The organism is Gaoshiqia hydrogeniformans (genome assembly GCF_049347105.1).
GTDB classification, from domain to species: Bacteria; Bacteroidota; Bacteroidia; order Bacteroidales; family Prolixibacteraceae; genus Gaoshiqia; species Gaoshiqia hydrogeniformans.
This window is the reverse complement of record NZ_CP186334.1, coordinates 2,005,460-2,030,691: the sequence shown is the minus strand read 5'-3', so window position 1 is coordinate 2,030,691 and position 25,232 is coordinate 2,005,460. Positions and strand designations below refer to the sequence as shown.

Genomic DNA, 25,232 nt, shown 5'->3' with positions numbered 1-25,232 from the left:
AAAAGACCAAAAATATCTAAAATATATTGCGGGGTGGAGCAGTTGGTAGCTCGTTGGGCTCATAACCCAAAGGTCGCACGTTCGAGTCGTGTCCCCGCTACCAATAAGAAGGAGAGTTGAAGAATCAGCTCTCCTTTTTTAGTTATAGTTGACCATGTTTTACGTTTATGTACTTTATTCAGAGAAGTTTGACAAGATTTACATTGGGATGACATGTGATCTTAAAAAGCGGGTTTTTGCACATAACCACTTGCCAAAGGGATGGACGAAAGATTTCCGTCCCTGGAAACTGGTCCATTCCGAAGAATTTTTGTTGAAAGCTGATGCATTGAAAAGGGAAAAGGAACTGAAATCCCATCGGGGAAGAGATTTTATTCGGGGAAAAACCATCTGAGTTGTTGGTAGCTGTTGGGCTCATATCCGGCAATTGCCGGACGCACGTTCGAGTCGTGTCCCCGCTACCAATAAGAAGGAGAGTTGAAGAATCAGCTCTCCTTTTTTAGTTATAGTTGACCATGTTTTACGTTTATGTACTTTATTCAGAGAAGTTTGACAAGATTTACATTGGGATGACATGTGATCTTGAAAAGCGGGTTTTTGCACATAACCACTTGCCAAAGGGATGGACGAAAGATTTCCGTCCCTGGAAACTGATCCATTCCGAAGAATTTCTGTTGAAAGCTGATGCATTGAAAAGAGAAAAGGAACTGAAATCCCATCGGGGAAGAGATTTTATTCGGGGAAAAACCATCTGAGTTGTTGGTAGCTGTTGGGCTCATATCCGGCAATTGCCGGACGCACGTTCGAGTCGTGTCCCCGCTACCAATAAGAAGGAGAGTTGAAGAATCAGCTCTCCTTTTTTAGTTATAGTTGACCATGTTTTACGTTTATGTACTTTATTCAGAGAAGTTTGACAAGATTTACATTGGGATGACATGTGATCTTGAAAAGCGGGTTTTTGCACATAACCACTTGCCAAAGGGATGGACGAAAGATTTCCGTCCCTGGAAACTGATCCATTCCGAAGAATTTCTGTTGAAAGCTGATGCATTGAAAAGAGAAAAGGAACTGAAATCCCATCGGGGAAGAGATTTTATTCGGGGAAAAACCATCTGAGTTGTTGGTAGCTGTTGGGCTCATATCCGGCAATTGCCGGACGCACGTTCGAGTCGTGTCCCCGCTACCAATAAGAAGGAGAGTTGAAGATTCAGCTCTCCTTTTTTAGTTATAGTTGACCATGTTTTACGTTTATGTACTTTATTCAGAGAAGTTTGACAAGATTTACATTGGGATGACATGTGATCTTAAAAAGCGGGTTTTTGCACATAACCACTTGCCAAAGGGATGGACGAAAAATTTCCGTCCCTGGAAACTGGTCCATTCCGAAGAATTTCTGTTGAAAGCTGATGCATTGAAAAGGGAAAAGGAACTGAAATCCCATCGGGGAAGAGATTTTATTCGGGGAAAAACCATCTGAGTTGTTGGTAGCTGTTGGGCTCATATCCGGCAATTGCCGGACGCACGTTCGAGTCGTGTCCCCGCTACCAATAAGAAGGAGAGTTGAAGAATCAGCTCTCCTTTTTTAGTTATAGTTGACCATGTTTTACGTTTATGTACTTTATTCAGAGAAGTTTGACAAGATTTACATTGGGATGACATGTGATCTTGAAAAGCGGGTTTTTGCACATAACCACTTGCCAAAGGGATGGACGAAAGATTTCCGTCCCTGGAAACTGATCCATTCCGAAGAATTTCTGTTGAAAGCTGATGCATTGAAAAGGGAAAAGGAACTGAAATCCCACCGGGGAAGGGATTTTATTCGGGGAAAAACCATCTGAGCTGTTGGTAGCTGTTGGGCTCATATCCGGCAATTGCCGGACGCACGTTCGAGTCGTGTCCCCGCTACCAATAAGAAGGAGAGTTGAAGATTCAGCTCTCCTTTTTTAGTTATAGTTGACCGTGTTTTACGTTTATGTACTTTATTCAGAGAAGTTTGACAAGATTTACATTGGGATGACATGTGATCTTGAAAAGCGGGTTTTTGCACATAACCACTTGCCAAAGGGATGGACGAAAAATTTCCGTCCCTGGAAACTGATCCATTCCGAAGAATTTTTGTTGAAAGCTGATGCATTGAAAAGGGAAAAGGAACTGAAATCCCACCGGGGAAGGGATTTTATTCGGGGAAAAACCATCTGAGCTGTTGGTAGCTGTTGGGCTCATATCCGGCAATTGCCGGACGCACGTTCGAGTCGTGTCCCCGCTACCAATAAGAAGGAGAGTTGAAGATTCAGCTCTCCTTTTTTAGTTATAGTTGACCATGTTTTACGTTTATGTACTTTATTCAGAGAAGTTTGACAAGATTTACATTGGGATGACATGTGATCTTAAAAAGCGGGTTTTTGCACATAACCACTTGCCAAAGGGATGGACGAAAAATTTCCGTCCCTGGAAACTGGTCCATTCCGAAGAATTTCTGTTGAAAGCTGATGCATTGAAAAGGGAAAAGGAACTGAAATCCCACCGGGGAAGGGATTTTATCCGGGGAAAAATAAGTTGAGCAGTTGGTAGCTGTTGGGCTCATATCCGGCAATTGCCGGACGCACGTTCGAGTCGTGTCCCCGCTACCAATAAGAAGGAGAGTTGAAGATTCAGCTCTCCTTTTTTAGTTATAGTTGACCATGTTTTACGTTTATGTACTTTATTCAGAGAAGTTTGACAAGATTTACATTGGGATGACATGTGATCTTAAAAAGCGGGTTTTTGCACATAACCACTTGCCAAAGGGATGGACGAAAGATTTCCGTCCCTGGAAACTGATCCATTCCGAAGAATTTCTGTTGAAAGCTGATGCATTGAAAAGAGAAAAGGAACTGAAATCCCATCGGGGAAGAGATTTTATTCGGGGAAAAACCATCTGAGTTGTTGGTAGCTGTTGGGCTCATATCCGGCAATTGCCGGACGCACGTTCGAGTCGTGTCCCCGCTACCAATAAGAAGGAGAGTTGAAGATTCAGCTCTCCTTTTTTAGTTATAGTTGACCATGTTTTACGTTTATGTACTTTATTCAGAGAAGTTTGACAAGATTTACATTGGGATGACATGTGATCTTAAAAAGCGGGTTTTTGCACATAACCACTTGCCAAAGGGATGGACGAAAAATTTCCGTCCCTGGAAACTGGTCCATTCCGAAGAATTTCTGTTGAAAGCTGATGCATTGAAAAGGGAAAAGGAACTGAAATCCCACCGGGGAAGGGATTTTATCCGGGGAAAAATAAGTTGAGCAGTTGGTAGCTGTTGGGCTCATATCCGGCAATTGCCGGACGCACGTTCGAGTCGTGTCCCCGCTACCAATAAGAAGGAGAGTTGAAGATTCAGCTCTCCTTTTTTAGTTATAGTTGACCATGTTTTACGTTTATGTACTTTATTCAGAGAAGTTTGACAAGATTTACATTGGGATGACATGTGATCTTAAAAAGCGGGTTTTTGCACATAACCACTTGCCAAAGGGATGGACGAAAGATTTCCGTCCCTGGAAACTGATCCATTCCGAAGAATTTCTGTTGAAAGCTGATGCATTGAAAAGAGAAAAGGAACTGAAATCCCATCGGGGAAGAGATTTTATTCGGGGAAAAACCATCTGAGTTGTTGGTAGCTGTTGGGCTCATATCCGGCAATTGCCGGACGCACGTTCGAGTCGTGTCCCCGCTACCAATAAGAAGGAGAGTTGAAGAATCAGCTCTCCTTTTTTAGTTATAGTTGACCATGTTTTACGTTTATGTACTTTATTCAGAGAAGTTTGACAAGATTTACATTGGGATGACATGTGATCTTGAAAAGCGGGTTTTTGCACATAACCACTTGCCAAAGGGATGGACGAAAGATTTCCGTCCCTGGAAACTGATCCATTCCGAAGAATTTCTGTTGAAAGCTGATGCATTGAAAAGAGAAAAGGAACTGAAATCCCATCGGGGAAGAGATTTTATTCGGGGAAAAACCATCTGAGTTGTTGGTAGCTGTTGGGCTCATATCCGGCAATTGCCGGACGCACGTTCGAGTCGTGTCCCCGCTACCAATAAGAAGGAGAGTTGAAGATTCAGCTCTCCTTTTTTAGTTATAGTTGACCATGTTTTACGTTTATGTACTTTATTCAGAGAAGTTTGACAAGATTTACATTGGGATGACATGTGATCTTGAAAAGCGGGTTTTTGCACATAACCACTTGCCAAAGGGATGGACGAAAAATTTCCGTCCCTGGAAACTGATCCATTCCGAAGAATTTCTGTTGAAAGCTGATGCATTGAAAAGAGAAAAGGAACTGAAATCCCATCGGGGAAGAGATTTTATTCGGGGAAAAACCATCTGAGTTGTTGGTAGCTGTTGGGCTCATATCCGGCAATTGCCGGACGCACGTTCGAGTCGTGTCCCCGCTACCAATAAGAAGGAGAGTTGAAGATTCAGCTCTCCTTTTTTAGTTATAGTTGACCATGTTTTACGTTTATGTACTTTATTCAGAGAAGTTTGACAAGATTTACATTGGGATGACATGTGATCTTGAAAAGCGGGTTCTTGCCCATAACCACTTGCCAAAGGGATGGACGAAAAATTTCCGTCCATGGAAACTGGTCCATTCCGAAGAATTTTTGTTGAAAGCTGATGCATTGAAAAGGGAAAAGGAACTGAAATCCCACCGGGGAAGGGATTTTATCCGGGGAAAAATAAGTTGAGCAGTTGGTAGCTGTTGGGCTCATATCCGGCAATTGCCGGACGCACGTTCGAGTCGTGTCCCCGCTACCAATAAGAAGGAGAGTTGAAGATTCAGCTCTCCTTTTTTAGTTATAGTTGACCATGTTTTACGTTTATGTACTTTATTCAGAGAAGTTTGACAAGATTTACATTGGGATGACATGTGATCTTGAAAAGCGGGTTCTTGCCCATAACCACTTGCCAAAGGGATGGACGAAAAATTTCCGTCCCTGGAAACTGGTCCATTCCGAAGAATTTCTGTTGAAAGCTGATGCATTGAAAAGAGAAAAGGAACTGAAATCCCATCGGGGAAGGGATTTTATCCGGGGAAAAATAAGTTGAGCAGTTATAGTTGACCATGTTTTACGTTTTAATATTTTTTTCACCTGAACATGATGGCCACACCAAATGAGAGCCGGCTGAGGTCCTCTTTGTGCTCCCATTCATCAAACTGATTGGATCCGTAATCCTTTCGTGCAACCGATTTTGTTTTCTGATGCCGGTAAGCTGCCGTAATCAGCAGGTCGCTGTTTTCATTTAACGGCATCTTAACACCAATTTCAGGATGAAGCATCAATCCCCCGTAGTTGCGGAGACTGGCATCATTAACATGGTAGGGCGACCAGTTCAGGTAGAGATCGTCGTAATGCTTCGCTTTGAAATTGCCAAACGCATAACCTCCCTTCATGGCCACAACCGGGGAGATTTTGGTGTCCCAAAAGGTGTAGCGTAATTCAGCAAAAAGCGGAAAAAGATTGTGATCAAAAATTTCATAGCCCACTCCTGCTCCGGCGGCCCAATGTTCGTTGAACAGGTACCCGTTGGTGATGGTGAACGAAGGCGCTACTGCCATACCGGTACGGCTATAGGGATAAGGATAACTATAAACAGGCGCAAAGGTGTCTGCTGTTGGGTAAGGATAGTAGTTCACAATTCCCTGAATGGACTGATTGTTGCCTAACAGCAGGCTAACCTGCATGATGCTGTAATATCCTTTATCCTTCCTTTTGTCGAAGCGGGTATGGATTTCATTTTTATCGACGTTGACAGAATTCTCCTTGTTGAATTGAGCGAAACCACTTACGGTGAGGAATAACGACAGGCTGACTATTGTAATTTTTTTCATAACGTATTGATTTATGGAATGAGTTGAATATTTTCCAAATCGGTGATATCATAAAAGAACATACCTTGTGTGCTGGCTACAGCTAAAAGATTTCCCTCTTTATAACAACACTTTCCCGATATTCCGGGATATGTTTTCACAAGCTTGAACTCGCTTTCAGTTGCAGAATACACGGAAAGTTCATTCCCGAGCGTAACCAGATTGTCCCCGGCCCTGAAAATTTCTACGGCATCCGTTGCAATCGGGTAATCGATATCTGTTTTTGAAAATTCAGGTATACCATTGCCTGTTATAAAAACACCCCATACCGATGTGCCCGTGAGAACGAAAAAAGCATCCATCTGTGGCATGTAACAAATGTCTAAAGGCTTAAAGCCCGAAAAATATAACGGATAGGTAATCGGATAGTCTTCATTATATATGATGCAATGGCAATAACCACTCGAAAGGTTGTCCAATGTTCCCAAAATATAAATGATGTCATCCTCAAAGAACATACGTACCGGAAAGGCGTTGCTGTAATAGTATGGAGGAGCGTAATTTCCCCTGGGAGTTGTCCACAGATCTTCTTCTCTTACGCTGAAAGCTCCCGACCGGTAGTTGCTGATAGACCAACTATTGTAGCTGCCATATGCGTATATTTCATCTGTATTTAATTTGATCATTCCGAGGTACGGCTTATCATATTCAGGATGATTACTGAACCAGTTATCAGGTATCACTTTAGTCGTCAGAGCGCTATATAACTGATCATACTCACTGAAATCAAGATCGGGTTGTTTTTCGGTTATCATACCTGTAAGTTCGTGCATCTCTGTCCCGACAATAAGCCCCTTGCCTTCCACGTAGGGTATATTCCAGTATTCCTTATAACTCGTGTACCGGTTAAAATGATTTTTCTGCCGGTGCAACATGTTTATCTCCGTCGGGTTGCTAACATCCATCACCACCAGATCCACCAGGTTATTACAGAAAAGCCGGTTATCAGCGAGTTCAAAGTCTTTGATATACCTGCACTCAATAAAGCACAGATAATTTACTCCCTCGGCTTTTTTTTCGTAAACATGCATGCCTTTCAGCATATCGCCCACAAAATAATACTTGTCATTAGACAGGATTTTAAACGGGGCTGCAAGCGGCGACTCCGTTTTAACCTGTATATCCCCTATTTCGCTCATATCGAGATATACCGGATACCCTTTCGACTGTGTAATGAGTTTTGAATACCTGTGAGCATCTTCATAGTTATCTTCACACCCGGTTAGAACCAGTACCAGAAACAGATAGAAAAGTTGTTTCATACGTAACTATTTTACAAAAGCAGGGTTTAGTGTTTCCAAGATGAGAATAAACGAACAAAGGTTGCGCGACATGCGATAAATTCGTTGAAATCAGGTCTTTGACACAGACTCATCAATAAAACTCTTCCAGCAATATTTCTTTTAAGGGGTTTCCGTTATTCATTTACTCGTTCAAAATACAATTCGGGCAACACAATTTTTACTTCCTGTCCAGTATCTTCTTCCCGCCAGTAAACAATGAAGTTTACTTTCGCACGTTTCAACCGATACCCCCTCTTCACCTGTGTTTCGATAGACTCCAGAAATTTTTTTGAAAATTTTAGAACCAAAGCATCTTTTGAATTTGCACATCCCTCCTCGTTTATGATGAGAGATTCTCCACTTATGACCTGGTTTACACGATGTTGAATAAACCGAAAATAGCCGAGATTTACATCCTCATGGGTCAGCTGCATGACTAACTCTTCAGGTGGCAAGTACCTATTACGATCCTCAACCCGTTCTAAATTCTTTGTTGAAAGGTGATCAAGAAGATTTGAATTTAAGTGAACGGTCAAATTCTGTTTTGCCCTGGTCATGGCGACATAAAGTTGTCTTTTTGCTTCGTCGGTTGTTGAGTTAAAGTTTTCAAGCATCAGAAAAACATTGTCAAATTCTTTTCCTTTGGCCTTGTGGATGGTCGAAACAAGAATGGTTTCCCCGTATTCATTAAAAAAATCCTCCAGTTTGGATTCACGGATGAAAACTTCGAAATCCGATTTGTATTTCTTCTTCGGGTTTGTAGTTTCAAAATCTCTGATGATGTTGCTGCATATTTCAAACTTAGTACTGGAATAATACTTGTTTTTCAATTCGCATTTGGCTTTTTCCCAAACCTCATCACTGATGATGAAAGTATCATCGGCCAAACTCAACCGGCTTAAAAAGAACCTGATTTCTAGCAGATTATACAAACTGAAACCGTCATTCGTTTGAATCAGTTTTGTCGGTATCCCGTTTTTCAAAAGCAATCCTGTAATTTGCAGCGCTTCTTCATTCGTCTTGGTAAGAACGCCGGTTGTTCCTGAAAGTCCGCTCGAGAGGATATCATTCACAAGCGGTGTAAGGAGGTTGTTGTTTTGATAGCAGACAACTTTTATTTTTCCCGTGTCGGCCTGCTTCGGAATGATTGCGGTGTCTTTCAACCGGTGGCGAATCCGTTTTACAAACTGGTTGGTGAAATCAACCAGGTTGCTTTTGCTTCGGTAATTCTCAACCAATTCGTGTTTGGTTGCTTTGTTTATGCGGATAAACTGTTCAAGATATTTTGAACTGGCACCCCGGAATTCAAAAATATTCTGGTCGTCATCGCCAACGGCAATCACTCTCATTTCTTCATTCTGCTCCATCAACGCTTTTATCAGTTCGAGCTCATCTTCGTCCATATCCTGTGCCTCATCAATCACCAAAACTGTTTTTGTAATCCGGCTTATTTCAACTACATTGTTCCTGATTTTCTCAACTGTCTTTTTCAGAATAATAGCTGACTTTTCCAAACTTCCAACCTTGCCCAACAAATCGAAACAGTACGAGTGAAAAGTTTTTATTTCAATGTAATTGGCAGCGTTTCCAATGAGCTTGAGTAAACGTTTCTTGAATTCTGTGGCTGCTGCCCTTGAAAAAGTAAGCATCAGCAGTTGCTCGTGTTTTACATCTTCCATTAAAAGCAACGAGGCCAGTTTATGGACCAACACCTTGGTTTTCCCGCTACCAGGACCAGCCGCAACAACAATGTATTTCGATTCGTTGTCTTTGATAATCCTCAATTGTGCCGGCGACAGTTCTCCAAACAATTGTTTGAATTTGGTTGGGGTCATTTTTAATTTAAGGTCGTCGGCCTTGCTCCCGGGAAAGTATTTTCGCAGGAAAGAGCTATAGTTTAACTGAAAATAATCTTCAACAAACTGAAGCGCATTGCGGTAGTCGCTTATCATTTTTTTGGCATACTCGCCGACAATATGTATTTGCTGCACTTTGTTCTCGTAGAATTGATTGAGCTTTTCGTAATCGTCCTTCGTGTACCGTTTTTTATTGTCCTGTTCCAGGCGTTCAATGGTCAGGCTGTTATACACCACCAGGAAGCCTCCTTCAATTTTAATTGCCTCAATTCTTGAAAGATAAAAAAGGGTATCCTCGATATCATCAAGACCAACGTTTAGCTTAAAAAGGTTTTGGCTGTTTTCATAAGCTGTTTTCAACTCGTGGACCGAAAACTCAACCAACAGTTCTTCTTTTCCTGCGTCATCTTGCGAAAGGTTCAAGTTGCTTTTCGCGTACAGAAATTCAACGATGAACCTCGCCAACTCGTGCCGCCTCTCCAATTTTTCCTTCAACTTTTCTTTCGGGTGAAGACAGAACACAGCAAAATGATTTTTTGAATACTCCAGGTTCTGTTGCTTAATCCAATTTTTGATTGCCCAAAAGTTAATGATGGTTTTAATCTTGTTGATGTTTACCTCTTCGCAAGCTTCTGCTTCGGCTTTTTCGTTCAGTTCTTTGATGTGGAATGTCTTTTCCTGTTCTTCCAACAGCGGGAGCAAAAAGTTTTCGATTTTGCTGAATGTGTTCACCACACTGAGAGAACGGTTTTTATTCTCTCCTTTCTTGATGAACGCTGTCAAGTCTTTCGCGTCGGCCAGAATTTTTTCTTCGCGAAGAAGGTTCACAATGTTAATGACCTCTTCTTTTACAATTCCCAGGTGGTCGCTGATGTAATCAACCCGTGATTCGGCTGTTTCTTCCGATGTTTGTTTCCGGCTTTTGCTTGAAAAGAGCTTTTTGATAATTCTGATCCCCATGCCCTTCTGCCTTTCTTCAAACCTTTCTGAAGCATTGATTTTGTCTATGGCTTCCAGGGCATTCCTGGACAGGATACTATTGGCAAAAATTCTCGGCATATTCTGCCCGCGCTTCAAATAGCCGGCATTTTCCAAGGCTGCAATGGCGGTGGTTACCCTTGTTTCGATCTCAACAACATGATCGTCCCAACCGGCTTTGCGCGCAATCTCCAGGGCTGAGTTTGAAACTTTCGAACGAAATTTCGTGATATCTTTGATCGCCTTCCAAACCTGCTGGATTTCTTTAATCGAAAGTCTGGTTTGATTCAGCAGGATAAAGTGTTTGCTCAGGTCTTCCTCATGAAACAACACAAAACAATCGGCAACAATCTTTTCATCGCGCCCTGCCCGCCCGGCTTCCTGAATGTAGTTCTCGAGCGAATCGGATATTTCATAATGAATCACCATCCCGACATCTTTTTTGTCAACCCCCATCCCAAAAGCAGACGTTGCGACCATGATCTGGACTTCACCATGGATAAATGCATCTTGATTTTCAGACTTCTCCTGCTTGTCCATTTTCCCGTGATAAGGTTTGGCGCTAAACCCATCGTCGGTTAACCGTTTTGCCAGTGAGTATGCTTTATGTGTTCTGGAAACATAAATAATCGTCGGGCAATTCTTCTCCACAATCAAATCTCTCACCTTCTGATACTTTTCCTCCTCATCTCCTTTTTCAAGAACCTTGTAATGCAGATTTGTCCGCGATGCTTTTGATGTAAACAACTCCAGTTCGATCGAAAGTTTTCCCCTGAAATATTCCCGGATATCTTCAATAACCTTCTGCTTGGCAGTGGCTGTGAAACATGAAACCGGAATGCCATCTTCAAGATTTTTCTTCTCCTGAACAGATTTAATGAAATCGCCGATATACAAATAATCGACTCTGAAGTCCTGGCCCCACGAAGAAAAACAGTGCGCCTCATCAATAACAAAGCGAACAATCTTTCTTCCCAAAATCAAGCGTTCAATCGATTTGGAACGCAAAGCTTCCGGCGAAATGTACAGGACAGAGGCGGAGCCATCTTCAACCCGCTCGAATGACTTTGCACGTTCAATCGGGTCAAGCAATCCATTAATGGTAACGGCCTCGGTGATCCCAATTTTTTCAAGATTATCAACCTGGTCTTTCATCAACGATTGCAAGGGTGAAATCACGATAGTTAATCCTTTTGAAGTTTCGCCACTCATCAGCGCCGGAACCTGAAAGGTGATTGACTTTCCGCCTCCGGTGGGAAAAACGGCAAGTATCGATTTATTGTCGACAGCTGCTTTTACCGCCTTCTCCTGCAGCGGCACTCCCCCGAATTTTCTGAATGACTCAAACCCGAACAATCGTTTCAGGCCCTTGTGTATGTCCAGTGCGTTGTTGCAATAAGCACAACCGCTCACACAAGGTTTGTTTCGCAACCGAAGCATGATTTGTTCAACTCCGGGATAGTTCTTTAACACCCAGGGCGGGGTGACGGAATGTATTTTTCTATTGTGAATGAACGCGTTGATGAGAGATAAGCAGTAAGCCAATTCAGTCGGTTGTCCTGAAATTATTTTCGAGAGATCAGCTTGGGCACATATTTCATTTTCAAACGTTTGGCGAATCAGTTTGTCAAGGCTTCTGCCTTCGCCGGTATAGGCGATGAAACGAAAAAAGGAACCGAACTCCCTTTTATCATTCAACAGCAAATAGAAAATTTGCTTTAGCGTTTCGTCTGTTTGTTTGAAAGCAGCAATTTCATCATAGAATAAATCTCTCGCTTTGATGGCATCATTTAATGGATTGTTTGTGTCGTCCGTTTGAAGTTTATCGTCTTTAAGCAAAGCATGGTACGGCTTGGCAGGAAAAAGTAAGGGCGAAAGAAAAAGTGTATCGATGATATTTCCCGGATTTACTCCTGCCTCTGTAAGCGCTTTGCCGATATACTTTACGTCGTGGTTTAAAATATTATGTCCGCAAATGAATGGTGTCCCGCTTAAAAACCGGATGAACTCGGCAACCGAAGGTTTGTGAAAAGAACTTCCATCGCCCTTAACACTTCCAATGTCCAGAATTTTTTGGCTCTTTGGCTCAATTTCGGTATCAACAAAAGCAATTGAATTCATTTTTTGATTGTTGAATATAAAGATAGCCTGAAATTGTATTCCGGCAAAGAGGAAACGGTGGTAAGCTTAACAGCTCCCCCGCGATGCGGGTAATCCTTCCCGAATCAAGTTCGGAACAAGCTCTTTGGCAGGTTAAACAAACCACCTTCCCCTTGCTGCACAAGGGTACTCCTCCCTCACGGGAGGAGAATAAAAAAACCTGCATCTGTTTTAGAAGATAGTCACCTCCGAAAAGTGGTTTTCAACACGAAGTCACGAAGCCACAAAGAACGTATTTATTTCAAATTTACTCGCGGATAAGGAGCCCCAAGCTGCAATGACCAATTATCCAAACCTCCGGTGTCGACCGGGAATCCCGGAGGGATTAAATACGGGTAGCCCCGGGGCAATCGGGATTCGAATTTGGAAATGCAGATGTTGTAAAACTTATCTTATTCCTAATTTATCTTTCATGAATGTGGTAAATCACTTTTCTGATTCAACAAAATTCTTATTTTTGTGTTAGTTAGTATATTTTAACATTTGTGTTAAAAATATTAAATTACCAGAGGGGACTTATTAAAACATTCCACAGAACATCGGACCAGCAGGGGGAGCTGTCTTATGTTTTAATTTTCCGGTTATTCCAGTAAAAACTGACTTTAGAAGAAAGAAGTCTAAATATGTTTTTTAAAATTGTTTAAAATTATTTCTATGAAAAAAATCACATTACTACTTGCAATTTTTGCAATTGGTTTGCAGGCTGTACTGGCGCAAACCAAGGAAATTACAGGTACGGTGACTTCTGCCGACGACGGGAGTTCCTTACCTGGTGTGTCTGTCTCTGTTAAAGGAACAACAATCGGTACAATCACCGATGTCGATGGAAAGTATTTATTGAGAATTCCGGAGGGTAATCAGACCCTGATTTTTTCATTTGTTGGGATGAAAACACAAGAGTTGGATGCTAACTCCTCTATCGTCAACGTTGTTCTCCAGAACGATGTTATCGGTGTTGATGAGGTAATGGTTGTTGGGTATGGAACAACCACAAAACAATCATTTGTGGGGACTGTCAATAAGATAAAGTCAGAATACATCGAAGCAAAGTCTGTTTCGAATATTTCTCAATCATTAGCTGGCGAGGCGGCTGGTGTTAACGTTATTAATACATCCGGACAACCTGGTACATCTGCCACCATCCGTATTCGAGGCTTTGGTTCAGTAAATGGTAACAGAGATCCATTATACGTTCTGGATGGTGTTCCTTACAATGGTTCTCTTAATGCTATAAACCCCAACGACATTGAATCGACCACCATATTAAAGGATGCTACCGCAACGGCCATCTATGGTTCCCGAGGAGCAAACGGTGTTATCCTTATTACAACTAAATCCGGAAAATCAGGTACTTCTTCGATTGAAGTTGATGTTAAAACAGGTGTCAATGTTAGCCAATTGCCACGATACAGTACGATTAAATCACCAGAACAATATATTGGTTTAAGTTGGGAAGCACTTTATAATCGTGGTGTTGCAAGTGGGCAAGCCAATCCGGAAGGTTATGCCAACAGTGCTCTTTTCGGTGATGGGATTACCGAAAGTTACAATCTGTGGAATGCAGACGGGGCAGATCTGATCGACCCTGCTACCCGGACGGTAAGAGCAGGTGTAACACGCAAATACGATCCTGAGAATTGGGAAGACTATGGCTTTCAAAGTTCATCCAGAACCGAAGCAACCGTAAACTTTAATGGGGGAAACGAACAATCGAAGTATTTTACTTCCTTCGGCTATTTGAATGATGTTGGTTATATTATTAACTCCGACTTCAAACGCTACAGTGCGGCAATGAATCTAGAGAGTAAAGTAAAGCCATGGTTGAATCTGAACTCGCGAATGTCCTATTCCGGAACAGAAACAAACAACAACGGGCAAACAGAAGATTCAGGAAGTATTTTCTGGTTTGTTGACAACCTTCCTCCAATCTATCCGCTTTTTTTAAGAGACGACAACGGGGATTACGTGGATGATCATATTTTTGGAGGTTATCAATATGATTATGGAGTTGGACGAGGATTTGGTGCTTTAACCAATGCAATTGCGGACGCTCATTATGATCGTAGTAGAACTAAACAGAATCAGCTAACAGGAAATTTTTCTGGCACCATCAAATTCATAGAGGGACTTACACTGGAAAATACTTTCGGAGCACAATTTTATGCTCGTAAATATAACAATCTGAACAACCCGTTCTACGGTTCAGCAGCTGGGCAAGGTGGTTCTATTTACAAAGTAGATCGTCAAATGATCGTTTACAACTTATTGAATCTTTTACGCTACAAGAAAAGTCTCGATAGCCATAATTTTGAAGCACTCGTAGCTCACGAAAGTAATGCATGGGAAGAAAAAGTAGCTACGGCAAGCAAATCTAAAATGGTTCATCCAGGTATCGACGATTTGAACAACTTCATTATTGTTTCCAGTCCTCCAACATCCTACACCGATAAGGTTCGTCTCGAAAGTTACTTTGGACAGTTAAACTATAACTACGATAACAAGTACTTCTTTTCAGCCTCTATCCGTCGAGATGGATCATCTCGATTTATTGGTGATAATAAGTGGGATAATTTTGGTTCTGTCGGTCTCTCCTGGATTGTCAACAAAGAATCATTTATGGCCAAATTACCAATAATCGAATTCTTGAAGTACAAAATTAGCTATGGGGTGATTGGAGAGCAAGAAGGAATTGGCTATTATCCAGGATACACCACCTCTGATGTGAGTAACCTGAATGACGAAATATCTATCTCCGAACGGAATGTTGGTAATCCCGACTTGACCTGGGAAACATCAAAAATGTTTCAAACAGGAATTGAGTTTGGCATAGGCAAATTCCTCGAAGGAGCAATTGATTATTATCAAAAAAATACTTCCAATTTACTCTTTGATCGTCGAGTAGGCCCATCTGTAGGTTATGCATTAATCAAAGTTAACGATGGCGAATTACGAAACAGTGGTGTTGAATTCGATTTGACGGCTCATATTATTAAGCAAAGCGACTACGAACTGAACGTTACAGTAAATGGAGAGATGTTGTCAAACAAATTAATAAAAATGCCTATCGACCCGGCTACTGATATGCCAAAACTTATCGACATTAACGGACGGTTCGGGCGGTCAAAAGGTCATTCCCTATACGATTTTTATGTACGCGAATATGCTGGTGTAGACCCTGCTGACGGCACCTCAATGTGGTTTCAGTACTTTCACGACGACAATAATAATGGGGTTGTCGACTCGGGAGAAAGCATCAGTTCTATGTTAGATTATGTGTCGGAAAATCCGGATGCTGTTATTACTAAAACGACAACAAAAACGTACGCAAACGCGACTCAAAAATATGTTGGCAAGTCCGTTATTCCGAAAGTACGAGGTGCATTTCGTGTAAATGGACGCGTGAAAGCATTCGATTTCTCCGCTCAATTCTTGTATAGCTTGGGAGGGTATGCCTATGATGCAGCTTACGCTAACTTAATGAATAACGATGACGTTGGTGGCAACAACTGGCATACAGACATCATGAAAAGATGGCAACAACCCGGTGATATTACTAATGTACCAAGGCTATCAGATAACTATGATGTGAACGTTGTTAGTTCTTCTACCCGTTTCATTACAAAATCAGACTATTTAACTCTCAACAACCTGAGAATAGGATACACCGTACCTACAACCTTTACAAAACGTTTTAGTATTGAAAATATGAATGTTTTTGTTTCAGGCGATAATCTTTTCTTGCTGAGCGCCAGAGACGGGTTTAACCCGGCAACCGATGAAGCAGGTACATCAGATATGTACCGCTATTCTCCGCTCTCCACCTATACCATTGGTTTGCGTGTTAAATTCTAATCTTAACAATTTAGAAAATAAATCATGAAAAAGACATACATTTTAGCTTCCATCACAGCACTCCTAATAGGAGTTTCAGGATGCACCAAAGACTTCCTAGAGGTCGAACCGACACAATTCCTGACCGAAGAACAGATTGCTGAAGCAGCACAAAACAACCCAGATGTTATTGCCGGTAGTGTAAAAGGTATATATACACTGATGTTCCAAACCGGTACTGGAGGTACAGACTTGGACCATGATGATTTTGGACAAAAAGGTTATGATATATACAGTGACTTTTTATCCAGCGATTTAGTGTTAAGTGTTAGCACTTACGGATGGTACCGAAGATTGACTGAATATACAGTCACTACCGATTACACCAATACCGGTAACTACAAACCTTGGCGATACTATTACCGGATAATTCGTTCCGCAAATAAAGTTATCAATGCTCTAGGCGGTAACGATGTTGTTCCCGAGTTACAAGAAAACCAGTATCTAATGGGACAAGCAAAAGCACTACGCGGCTATGCCTATTTTTATTTGACCCAGTTTTTTGCAAAAAGTTATGATCCGGCTGAAGAAATCTTGCCAATTTATACAGATCCGCTTCAACCCAACCAGCCTAAAAGTACAGCAGCCGAGGTCTATGCTCAAATTATAAAAGACCTGACTGAGGCGGTTTCTCTGTTGGAAACATATCAACGAACCGCTAAAAACGAAATTAACAAGTACGTAGCTAAAGGGCTGCTTGCCTATACCTACGCTGCAATGGGAGACAATGCCAGTTTATTACAAGCTAAAGAGCTTACAAATGATATCATTACTACAGGTGGATTTACGCTTATGTCCGAAGACGAGGTATACTATAATACAACCCTCCAAGATCCTAATGATCCAACAAAAATTATCCCGGATCCTGTGGGTGGATTTAATGATATAAATACAAGAGGTTGGATGTGGGGAGTGGATATCACACTTGACAATGGGTTGGATTTGGTTTCCTGGTGGGGTCAGATGGATGCCTATACTTATAGTTACCAGTGGGCTGGTGATAGGAAAGCAATCGACAAAGGCTTGTTTGACTTAATCCCGGTAAATGATGCACGTAAGAAACAATTCCACAACGTAAGTACTTCTTCATATTATTTAGTTCCGCTCTATAAATTTTATGCTCCGAACCGGATTATTGGCAGCCAGCGTAATATCGAAACAGACTATGTTTACATGCGTGTTGCCGAAATGTACCTCTTAAACGCAGAAGTTGCTTCAAAATCAGGTGATGACATCACTGCCAGACAACGGCTGAAAGACCTAGTAAGTCTGCGTGTTCCCGATGCAAGCTACATTGATGGATTATCCGGTCAGGCCTTACAAAACGAAATCTACTTACAAACTCGTATTGAACTATTTGCTGAAGGTAAAAGCTACTTAGCCATGAAGCGGAATAAAGCAACCATCGTCAGAGGTTCAAATCACTTGTCTTTCGTTGGAGTTGGAATTCCATACAACGATCCCCGCCTGACGTTCTCAATCCCTCAGAGTGAAATTCAGAATAATCCATACATCGATTAAGCAGGCATTTAACGAGAAACCAAAAATATTAAAAAAATGAAAAAAATAATCTATCTATTAATGTCATTCGCCGTTTCAATAGGCTTGTTAAGTGGTTGTATTGAGGACACTGAGTTTACAAAAAACTTGAATTATGTAACTTTTGAAGCTACATCACTTGATCTGGGGGTGGATGTTGATGGCTCGACCACTCACACCATTAAAGTGATGTCCTCTAACACAAGTTCTTCTGATAGAATATTTAATATCCTGGTAGTCAATTCCTCTACTGCTGATGCTGCTGCGTACACTGCTGTGCAAACAGTGACAATACCTGCTAATTCAAACGTCGGTTCCTTCGAATTAATATTACATGATGTAAATATTGACGATGGAAAAACCTTAGTTCTTTCGATAGGAAAAGAAGATGGATTATATACCGGGAAGAACCTGACCATCAATATCAGCCAAATATGTTCGTTAAACGACGTAGTATTAACCATTAATTTCGATGACTGGGCTAGTGAATGCTCATGGGAATTACTGAATGCTGCATCAGAAACGATTGCATCCGGTGATGGTTATAACGATGGCTTGGACAAATTGTCATCCAGATTCTGTCTCGAAAATGGTACTTACACTTTTAAAATTTACGACGCTTACGGAGATGGCCTTGGAGACGGAAATGCTCAACTTTCAATTGGTTCAACTATATTGTTTTCTGTTTCCGGTGACTTCGGAACCGAAGCATCCGGCACCTTTACGGTAACCATGTAAAATGGCACACAACTAAAGTAATATCTGAAGAGACTGCCCCAAAGGCGGTCTCTTTTTTTGTCTCAACGTGGGCGATCCGCGTCAGATTGACCTGAAAGCGCTGGAAAAGTTTGGCCCGGTTGAGCGGATAAATACAGCAAAAATTTTCAAGTAAGAGGCAGATCCGGATCATTAGAGGCAAATATCTCATTAATTCACTTTTTCCAGTACACCATTCGCGGCAGCAACCGATTCGACCGGCCGAGGCTTAAGCGGAGTTTGTCCTGTTTCTCCTTCATCCGGCAGCTGTTCGGGTGTTGCTGCACGAACGGCATAACATCCGTTCCGAAATACATTGGGTATCATTGGTGTCCGGTAAATTTTTGGTACAATCCCGTCATGTTGTATTATCTCATCGGTCGTTTCGTTCACTGATTTGCCGGATTACTTTTTACCCGTTTTATCACGGTTGGTGGCAGGGCAATCGCCTTTAAAACGATTTAAACGTTCTTGAAGCATCGGGTTCCCCTTCCATAGCCACCCGAAGCTGTATCAAAAGTCTTTAATTAAGTCATCCTGTCCGGCAGTTTCCGGACGAAATATCTTCCAAAGAATGACGCGGTGCCATTCCGTCCGAACGGATTTTACTTGCTTCGTTCAGCGAATTTTCGCAGACGGTATTCCTCTTGCATGCTTTCTGTGCTACCCATCTTTTGCCCCCGCTGGGCAAGAAAAACAGGAAGGATATTTGTTTATAAAGATTAGCTTAAAAGAGAGGACCAGGAAGGGTTTCATATCAAAATAATTTAGAGCGACGCTCTGAATAGAAAGCAAAATATTCTAACAGCGACTTCCCTGCCCCACCTGATATCGTTTAGATAAAGTTTTAATTTTATACCAGGTTTTTCCTAGGTTTCTGTTAGATTTCTGTTACTTATCTTAGAAAAAACATAGCGGAATCTAATAATAACCCTGAAATAAATAAGAACATGGCCCGAGCCAAATCCTTTCCGGGACTCTTCCTGAACGGAAAAATAGGCAAGCTGGTATTTGTACAACGCGGCGAAGACGTGAATGTGCGCAGCCTGCCCGAACGCCGGAAACCAAAAGTTGGAGTGAAAAATCAGCTGAAACCCCGAACCTCAATCCAACGCCGAATCGCCGGATGATGAGTTTCTTTACAGGTTAATGACTTTTCCGGCTATCTTTTGAAGCTCGATGATGTCGATCATGGTTCCGGCAATGCCCACCTCTACCCGATCGGTCAAACCAAAATAATTCAGGCAGGTTTTGCAGGCAAGCAACTTAACTCCTTTCTGTTCAATTTCTTTAAGGATTCCGACAACCGGCGAACCGGTACAAATCAGTTTTACCCCGCCATTATAAAAAGTAATGACTTTGGGTAATTCGCTTTCCTCGTTTACCAGCCGCAGGTAGTTTGTGACCAGTTGAAGGCCTAAGGCCTCGTCGCCCGTTCCCATGCCGTATTGGGTAATTTGCAGCAATACGTTTTTAAAGTCTTTCATAACGATACTCCTATTTGCATAACGGGCAACAAAGATAACAGTAAACCCGGCAGGCAAATGATTTTTACCGGAAATAAAGCTTTCCCCACCCTATCCGGGAAACAGGCCACAGCTTCTTGTTTCAAATTCAGTCAAGCGTAAAACAGATGGTGCGAAATTTGTTATGAATGGCGGGAAAAACCGAATGCTGAAACCCGTGATAAATTTTAAGCGTAATTTTATTAAATCTTAATCCACATAAAATGAAAACAAACAATCTAATCCTGATTATTAGCGTATTTGCCATCTTAGCAAGTTCATGCAAACCATTCTATCAGTGCGGGCAGGCCCGGCCGGAGAAAAAGCTTTTGGTATCGAAGCGGGTAAACGCGGTGATCGACGAAAGAGATCAGCTGTGTCAGACACTTGAACAGAGAGAACGCGAGATCAACTCGCTGAATAAAAATATCTCGGATCTGAACGGAGAAATTACTAATCTCAACCAATCGATTAAAGACATTGAACGCAGGTATAATGAGCTGGTTGGAGAAAATCTTTCCCAGTCGGAACAATTTAATCTGGCGCTGAAACAAAAGTCGGACGAGCTGGCAGCAAAAGAAAAGCTGATCGAGGAAAGAGAGCGGGCATTGAATGAACTTCAGCAAGTCATTGCTCGGCAGGATTCAATTACCAAACGATTGAACGATATTTTGAGAAACGCCTTGTTGGGTTTTCAATCGGATGAACTTTCGGTAGAAATTAAAAACGGAAAAGTGTACGTGTCGATGTCTGATAAACTCTTGTTTAAATCGGGCAGTGCAGCCATTGAGTCCAAAGGAAAAGAAGCCATTACGCTTTTGGCTGATGTACTGGATAAAAACCGCGACATCGATATTCTTGTTGAAGGGCATACCGACAGTATCCCTATCCGCACCGCCGTTTACCGCGATAACTGGGACTTAAGCGTAGCCCGCGCCACTTCTATTGTGCGGATTCTGACCGACGAGCATAAGATTACGCCCACCCGTTTAACCGCATCGGGCAAAGGAGAATACGCACCCAAAGCGTCCAACAAAACCCCCGAAGGAAGGGCCGTCAACCGGCGGACCGAAATTATCCTGTCGCCAAAGCTCGAAGAAATTATGCAGTTATTGAAAACGAACTAAAACAAATCAACCCGGCAGAAAATCTGGTTATACCAGGCTTACCCCTTGGTAAAACCAGATTTTCTGCCGGATTTTTTTGAATCATTTAAGCAATCAACTTTTAAAAACCAGGCTAACGGTTTATTGTTTCACCAGTTTAATCCTGTTTGCAAATCGTCCCTGCCTGATGGCAAGCAGGTATGTCCCGGGTAACAAATTTTCGCCAAAAGTAAATAACTGCCCCTTCGTCCCGGTCAGTTCAATCATTACCTTCCCGGACATATCCATCACCGACAGTCCAATTACCTCATTCGAATTACTTTCAACCTGAACGTAAAAATTCGCTGAACCTGGATTTGGCCATACCTTGAACTGAAACGGCAAAGCAAGCGGGTTGTCTTCTATTTTGGCCGACTTGCCGGCCAAAGCGTCTGTTTTGGTTTCGATTGTACCAGGCTTTTCTGCCCGGTTCCGCTGATCGTGCGGGATGGTTACCAGCGCTGATTCGAAGGCATAATTATAAAACGCATCATAGCACACAACATAAATGTAATACATCCGGTCGTCTCCCCTTCCGGTTCGCTCGGCCCTTAAAAGCACCTGGTGTTCGTTTAGGATCTCCCAGTCAATGCCGGTATGCCCGGCGCCCGTCTTGTCATAGTCCTGACTGCTGAACACATAAATTTCGGGAATAATCATTGTGTCGCAATTATCTGAAATCGTGTAGTTCAGGTTTAAAAGCGCCATCTGATGGTTTGGCGGCCACGGGGAGTCAAAAACAGCTGTAAAATTTTCAATCACCGGTGGTTCGATATCGTAAACAAAAACATCGAAACTGCATACATACAGTTCGCCGGTTGAATCTGACAGGGTAAATGTATTTGTTGTTACGCCAAGCGGGAAGAAAGAACCGGAGGGGAGACCGGCAATTTGTTCAATCATCAGCCCGTCAGTTTCACAAATCCCTTTTTGTACCACTTCCGGATAATGCACATAAGCGCCGCACAAACCCGGTGTATTACCTACCCATACCGGCTCCGGACATTCCATCCGGCATTGGGTCGACTCAAAGAAGTATTCTCCCGAATACAGGTTAAACGTTACCTGGTAATTACCGGCAGGAACCGGGATGTTGGGCCCTCCCTCATAACCGTATCCGGAAGGAAAGGTATAGTTTCCCCAGTTCACATTCCATTGGTCGTCGAGCCTGAATTTTACTTCGCCGTCGGTAAACGTCGCGTTTAAGGTGTACTTTACCCCGTCGACAGTCTCCAGGTCGATGTCATCGGTCCAGCCATTTAATGCCGATCCCAGTATGCCGACACGGGGCCACTCAAAACTGAATTCGCCTGTTTCCAGGTTAAACGTAACCTTATAGATTCCTTCAATTACCGGAATGTCGGGTCCACCGGGCCATGCCGTTCCCGAAGGAAACTGATCGCTTCCCCAGTTCACATCCCAGGAATTGTCCTGCCTGAATTTAGCCGAACCATTTATAAACAGCTGATTTGAAAGCGAATACATAACGCCGTCAGTGGTCGTCATATCCACATCCGTGTTCCAGTCGAAGAAAGGAGAAACTGCTGTTCCGATAATTCCGACCGATGCCTGGCAATTACGGATGCAAATGAAGGAATAGTCGCCTGTTTCCAGGTCAAAAGTGATGTCGTAATTACCGCCGGTCAGAATCGGAATATCCGGCCCGTATGGGTAAGCTGTTCCCGAAGGAAATGCATCGGCTCCCCAGTTTACAGCCCAACTGTTTCCCAACCTGAATTTGGCATGGCCGCTGTTGAGGTAGTAATCAGACAGGACATACGTTTTCCCGTCGGTCGTGCTCAGGTCGACATCGTCAACCCAGCCTGCTACCGCAGTCCCGATAATTCCGATACTTGGGTATGGCCCCAGGTCTTCCAGAAAGACGTTATCAAAATACATCCCTACCGTTGAACCACCTGCTTCGAAGCTGAGTTTGTGGGAATCAAAAATGCTGTATGCCTGAAAATCGAATGACTTGGTTTGCCATTCCGTTGTGGCGTGCTGATAATAATTTTCGTATCCGACCAGACTCGTCCAGCCGTTTCCTTCTTCACCCAGAAACAGGCCGAACCACCTTTCGGCATCCGCTCTTACAGCAAAGGTCAAGCGATACCAATGCCCCAAGGTAAGCGGAAAACCCCGTTGAATTAACTGAATCTCCCACATTTCGAGGCCCCCTTCACTTATTTGCAGGTGGCATGTTCCGTCGGTGACGGTTGCAGTTGCTGCAGTCTCATCAGACTGCCAAAAGCTCCACACATTGGCAGCGCAATTTCCGTTTATACAAGGTAAAATTTCAGTGGTCGTGCCAAAGTGACCATCGGTTAACAGGTTTTGGGCCTGACTAAGATTAAAGCCCATAAATATAATCCCCAGAAAGAGTGGTGTAAAGATTTTTGATTTCATCGGTTTTTTTGATTTCTGATCCGGGACATCAATGGATACGCGTACCTGAATTAATTTTTTCATCCAGTAAGAAGATCGGATTAAAAATCCGGATTGAATCGAAACTGCCTGCGCATTCAGTTGTAGGTGCGAAAAAGAGTTTCATTCGTATCGAAAGCTGAGGTTGATTAGGCTGAGGATCATGATGCGATAGAAAAACGTACCTACCGACTGAATGAACGCCATCCGGATAAGGTAATAAAATAAGTCCATACAAATCAATCCGTTATATTCCTGATTTTTTGACTTATTTTCATCTTTTTCGGTCCGGATATAAAGGGATCAATCCGGGGAGATTGTATTCACAAAAAAAGGGCCGCCAAAGCGAACCCTTTTAACTAATAAACCAACTAAACCTAAACTAACCTGAATCTATCTGCTTATGTAAATTTTATATTCCCATGGAAGAAGTTCGACGTTCACCTTCTCTCCGCTAACCAACTTATCTTTTCCTAACCAATCTTCAAACTCATCATGAACATCGAACTCAACCAATCCAACAAGCGGATCGGGTGAAAGGTTCATCATGATAACCAAAACATTATTATTTTTTTCGCGAACATATGCCAACAACCGGTCTTCGTGACTGGTTTCGAGAAAACGGATATCGCTGCCAGCCAAACCGTTCCAAAGGGCAGGGTTATTTGTTTTAAGGCTGACGAGATTTTTATAAAAATCCTGCTTTTTTAAGTCCGACCAGTCAATTTCATCTTTTTCAAAAAATAACAGGCGTTTATCGAGCCCGGCTTCCTGTCCGCTGTAAATTAAAGGAATGCCCGGTACAGTAAACGAAAACACAGCAAACGCATCGGCGGCAGCGCCCATCCGTTCGTTAAGGGTGCCAGCCCACGAATTTTCGTCGTGGTTGGTGATAAACTGCATCGGGAACGAACCCGCCGCGTATTTACCGGTAATATTTTCAAAGTAAGCCTTCAATTCTTTCGCGGTTTTATGACCCCGGGCCACCTCGTTCATGAGATGATGCAGTTGCCAGGCATAGTTCGACTCGAAGGCCATTTCGAGCAAAGCGGGATGATCTTCGTCTTCTGCCAGCATGTACACCGGCTTGATGGAATCGAACGAAGCGCGGGCCTCTTCCCAGAAATCCTGCGGTACCCCCCAGGCCACATCGCAGCGGAACCCGTCAATATCCGTTTCTCTCAGCCAGTAATCCATTGCATCGATCATGGCCTGCCGCATGGGCTGAGCATCGAAATTCAGGTCGGCAACATCTGTCCAATCCGGGTCGGGCGGGACAATCGCCCCCGTAGAATCAGTGGTGTACCATTCCGGGTGGTCAAAAATCCACTGGTTGTCCCAGCCCGTATGGTTAGCCACCCAGTCAATAATTACTTTAAAACCCATTCCGTGCGCCTGTTTCACCAGCTTTTTAAAATCGTCAAGGGTCCCAAATTCCGGATTAATCCCTTTGTAATCCTGCACCGCATAATAGGAACCCAATGTCCCTTTCCTTTTTTCTTCTGAAATCGGATGAATGGGCATAAGCCACAGGATATCAACGCCCAATTCCCTCAGCCGGGGCAAGTGCCCGGCAAACGCGTTAAAGGTACCTTCGGGGGTATATTGGCGGATGTTTACTTCGTACAGCACGGCGTCTTTCAGCCACTCGGGCTGAAGGCGGCTGCCGGTTTGTTCCGTTTGTTCGGCCGCTTTTTGTTTGGGCTGGCAGGCCGCCATCCCCATCCCGATGACTACCGGAATGACGAACGCAAGTAAATGATATCTGAGTTTGTTGATCATGGT

At 42.8% G+C, this 25,232-nt stretch carries 26 protein-coding genes and 1 tRNA gene; 20 read left to right on the top strand and 7 right to left on the bottom strand.

Annotated features, from left to right (window positions below; all coding sequences use genetic code 11):
- Positions 1-27 precede the first annotated feature (27 nt).
- From ACOIT5_RS08150 to ACOIT5_RS08080, 15 genes are all read left to right on the top strand, one after another.
- Positions 28-103, top strand: a tRNA-Met gene (locus ACOIT5_RS08150).
- Positions 104-154: 51 nt separating this feature from the next.
- On the top strand, positions 155-394 hold the full coding sequence (locus tag ACOIT5_RS08145) for a GIY-YIG nuclease family protein (RefSeq protein ID WP_423129976.1): 240 nt from the start codon (positions 155-157) through the stop codon (positions 392-394).
- Between the two features lie 121 nt (positions 395-515).
- Positions 516-755 (top strand): GIY-YIG nuclease family protein, encoded by a 240-nt coding sequence (locus ACOIT5_RS08140; protein ID WP_423129972.1) that lies wholly within the window; start codon positions 516-518, stop codon positions 753-755.
- 121 nt (positions 756-876) lie between these two features.
- Entirely contained in the window at positions 877-1,116 is a 240-nt protein-coding gene (locus ACOIT5_RS08135; protein WP_423129972.1) for a GIY-YIG nuclease family protein, read from the top strand.
- A 121-nt stretch (positions 1,117-1,237) separates the two neighbouring features.
- The gene (locus tag ACOIT5_RS08130) at positions 1,238-1,477 is read left to right on the top strand and encodes a GIY-YIG nuclease family protein (RefSeq protein ID WP_423129975.1); all 240 of its coding nucleotides are present in this window, start codon (positions 1,238-1,240) and stop codon (positions 1,475-1,477) included.
- 121 nt (positions 1,478-1,598) lie between these two features.
- On the top strand, positions 1,599-1,838 hold the full coding sequence (locus ACOIT5_RS08125; RefSeq protein WP_423129972.1) for a GIY-YIG nuclease family protein: 240 nt from the start codon (positions 1,599-1,601) through the stop codon (positions 1,836-1,838).
- Between the two features lie 121 nt (positions 1,839-1,959).
- A complete protein-coding gene (locus ACOIT5_RS08120) occupies positions 1,960-2,199 on the top strand; it encodes a GIY-YIG nuclease family protein (RefSeq protein ID WP_423129971.1) in 240 nt (79 codons plus the stop codon).
- Positions 2,200-2,320: 121 nt separating this feature from the next.
- Positions 2,321-2,560 carry a GIY-YIG nuclease family protein gene (locus ACOIT5_RS08115; RefSeq protein ID WP_423129974.1) on the top strand — a complete coding sequence of 80 codons (240 nt, stop codon included), beginning with the start codon at positions 2,321-2,323 and terminating at the stop codon, positions 2,558-2,560.
- A gap of 121 nt (positions 2,561-2,681) precedes the next feature.
- Positions 2,682-2,921 carry a GIY-YIG nuclease family protein gene (locus ACOIT5_RS08110; RefSeq protein ID WP_423129973.1) on the top strand — a complete coding sequence of 80 codons (240 nt, stop codon included), beginning with the start codon at positions 2,682-2,684 and terminating at the stop codon, positions 2,919-2,921.
- A 121-nt stretch (positions 2,922-3,042) separates the two neighbouring features.
- Positions 3,043-3,282, top strand: coding sequence for a GIY-YIG nuclease family protein (locus ACOIT5_RS08105; RefSeq protein WP_423129974.1), 240 nt, complete (start codon positions 3,043-3,045; stop codon positions 3,280-3,282).
- 121 nt (positions 3,283-3,403) lie between these two features.
- Positions 3,404-3,643, top strand: a complete 240-nt coding sequence (locus ACOIT5_RS08100) for a GIY-YIG nuclease family protein (protein ID WP_423129973.1) — start codon at positions 3,404-3,406, stop codon at positions 3,641-3,643.
- A 121-nt stretch (positions 3,644-3,764) separates the two neighbouring features.
- Positions 3,765-4,004, top strand: coding sequence for a GIY-YIG nuclease family protein (locus tag ACOIT5_RS08095; protein WP_423129972.1), 240 nt, complete (start codon positions 3,765-3,767; stop codon positions 4,002-4,004).
- Positions 4,005-4,125: 121 nt separating this feature from the next.
- Positions 4,126-4,365, top strand: coding sequence for a GIY-YIG nuclease family protein (locus ACOIT5_RS08090; protein ID WP_423129971.1), 240 nt, complete (start codon positions 4,126-4,128; stop codon positions 4,363-4,365).
- 121 nt (positions 4,366-4,486) lie between these two features.
- Positions 4,487-4,726, top strand: a complete 240-nt coding sequence (locus ACOIT5_RS08085; RefSeq protein WP_423129970.1) for a GIY-YIG nuclease family protein — start codon at positions 4,487-4,489, stop codon at positions 4,724-4,726.
- Between the two features lie 121 nt (positions 4,727-4,847).
- Positions 4,848-5,087: a GIY-YIG nuclease family protein gene (locus tag ACOIT5_RS08080; RefSeq protein WP_423129970.1), complete on the top strand. Its 240-nt coding sequence runs from the start codon at positions 4,848-4,850 to the stop codon at positions 5,085-5,087.
- A 40-nt stretch (positions 5,088-5,127) separates the two neighbouring features.
- Here ACOIT5_RS08080 and ACOIT5_RS08075 read toward each other — a convergent pair whose 3' ends face one another.
- The 3 genes from ACOIT5_RS08075 to ACOIT5_RS08065 all read right to left on the bottom strand — a co-directional run bounded on the left by ACOIT5_RS08075 (position 5,128) and on the right by ACOIT5_RS08065 (position 12,148).
- Positions 5,128-5,871: a hypothetical protein gene (locus tag ACOIT5_RS08075; RefSeq protein WP_423129969.1), complete on the bottom strand. Its 744-nt coding sequence runs from the start codon at positions 5,869-5,871 to the stop codon at positions 5,128-5,130.
- Positions 5,872-5,882: 11 nt separating this feature from the next.
- Positions 5,883-7,172 carry a hypothetical protein gene (locus ACOIT5_RS08070; RefSeq protein ID WP_423129968.1) on the bottom strand — a complete coding sequence of 430 codons (1,290 nt, stop codon included), beginning with the start codon at positions 7,170-7,172 and terminating at the stop codon, positions 5,883-5,885.
- Between the two features lie 155 nt (positions 7,173-7,327).
- A complete protein-coding gene (locus tag ACOIT5_RS08065; protein ID WP_423129967.1) occupies positions 7,328-12,148 on the bottom strand; it encodes a RecQ family ATP-dependent DNA helicase in 4,821 nt (1,606 codons plus the stop codon).
- Positions 12,149-12,841: 693 nt separating this feature from the next.
- Between ACOIT5_RS08065 and ACOIT5_RS08060 the strand changes: the two genes are divergently transcribed.
- From ACOIT5_RS08060 to ACOIT5_RS08050, 3 genes are read left to right on the top strand one after another with little or no spacing between them, the layout of a single operon-like run.
- The gene (locus tag ACOIT5_RS08060) at positions 12,842-16,039 is read left to right on the top strand and encodes a SusC/RagA family TonB-linked outer membrane protein (protein ID WP_423129966.1); all 3,198 of its coding nucleotides are present in this window, start codon (positions 12,842-12,844) and stop codon (positions 16,037-16,039) included.
- 24 nt (positions 16,040-16,063) lie between these two features.
- Positions 16,064-17,599 (top strand): RagB/SusD family nutrient uptake outer membrane protein, encoded by a 1,536-nt coding sequence (locus ACOIT5_RS08055; protein ID WP_423129965.1) that lies wholly within the window; start codon positions 16,064-16,066, stop codon positions 17,597-17,599.
- 36 nt (positions 17,600-17,635) lie between these two features.
- Positions 17,636-18,355, top strand: a complete 720-nt coding sequence (locus tag ACOIT5_RS08050; protein WP_423129963.1) for a hypothetical protein — start codon at positions 17,636-17,638, stop codon at positions 18,353-18,355.
- Positions 18,356-18,544: 189 nt separating this feature from the next.
- On the opposite strand, the gene ACOIT5_RS08045 is transcribed toward ACOIT5_RS08050, so the two are convergent.
- Positions 18,545-18,700: a hypothetical protein gene (locus ACOIT5_RS08045; protein WP_423129962.1), complete on the bottom strand. Its 156-nt coding sequence runs from the start codon at positions 18,698-18,700 to the stop codon at positions 18,545-18,547.
- Positions 18,701-19,323: 623 nt separating this feature from the next.
- On the opposite strand from ACOIT5_RS08045, the gene ACOIT5_RS08040 reads away from it, so the two are divergent.
- The gene (locus ACOIT5_RS08040) at positions 19,324-19,503 is read left to right on the top strand and encodes a hypothetical protein (protein ID WP_423129961.1); all 180 of its coding nucleotides are present in this window, start codon (positions 19,324-19,326) and stop codon (positions 19,501-19,503) included.
- A 9-nt stretch (positions 19,504-19,512) separates the two neighbouring features.
- Here the strand turns inward: ACOIT5_RS08040 and ACOIT5_RS08035 are convergent, their stop codons facing one another.
- Positions 19,513-19,860, bottom strand: a complete 348-nt coding sequence (locus ACOIT5_RS08035; protein WP_423129960.1) for a DsrE family protein — start codon at positions 19,858-19,860, stop codon at positions 19,513-19,515.
- 242 nt (positions 19,861-20,102) lie between these two features.
- Between ACOIT5_RS08035 and ACOIT5_RS08030 the strand changes: the two genes are divergently transcribed.
- Positions 20,103-21,005 carry an OmpA family protein gene (locus ACOIT5_RS08030; RefSeq protein WP_423129959.1) on the top strand — a complete coding sequence of 301 codons (903 nt, stop codon included), beginning with the start codon at positions 20,103-20,105 and terminating at the stop codon, positions 21,003-21,005.
- A 120-nt stretch (positions 21,006-21,125) separates the two neighbouring features.
- Here the strand turns inward: ACOIT5_RS08030 and ACOIT5_RS08025 are convergent, their stop codons facing one another.
- Complete coding sequence (locus tag ACOIT5_RS08025) at positions 21,126-23,492, bottom strand: carbohydrate binding domain-containing protein (RefSeq protein ID WP_423129958.1); 2,367 nt, start codon at positions 23,490-23,492, stop codon at positions 21,126-21,128.
- A gap of 348 nt (positions 23,493-23,840) precedes the next feature.
- Positions 23,841-25,229 carry an alpha-amylase family glycosyl hydrolase gene (locus ACOIT5_RS08020; protein WP_423129957.1) on the bottom strand — a complete coding sequence of 463 codons (1,389 nt, stop codon included), beginning with the start codon at positions 25,227-25,229 and terminating at the stop codon, positions 23,841-23,843.
- Between the last annotated feature and the right edge of the window lie 3 nt (positions 25,230-25,232).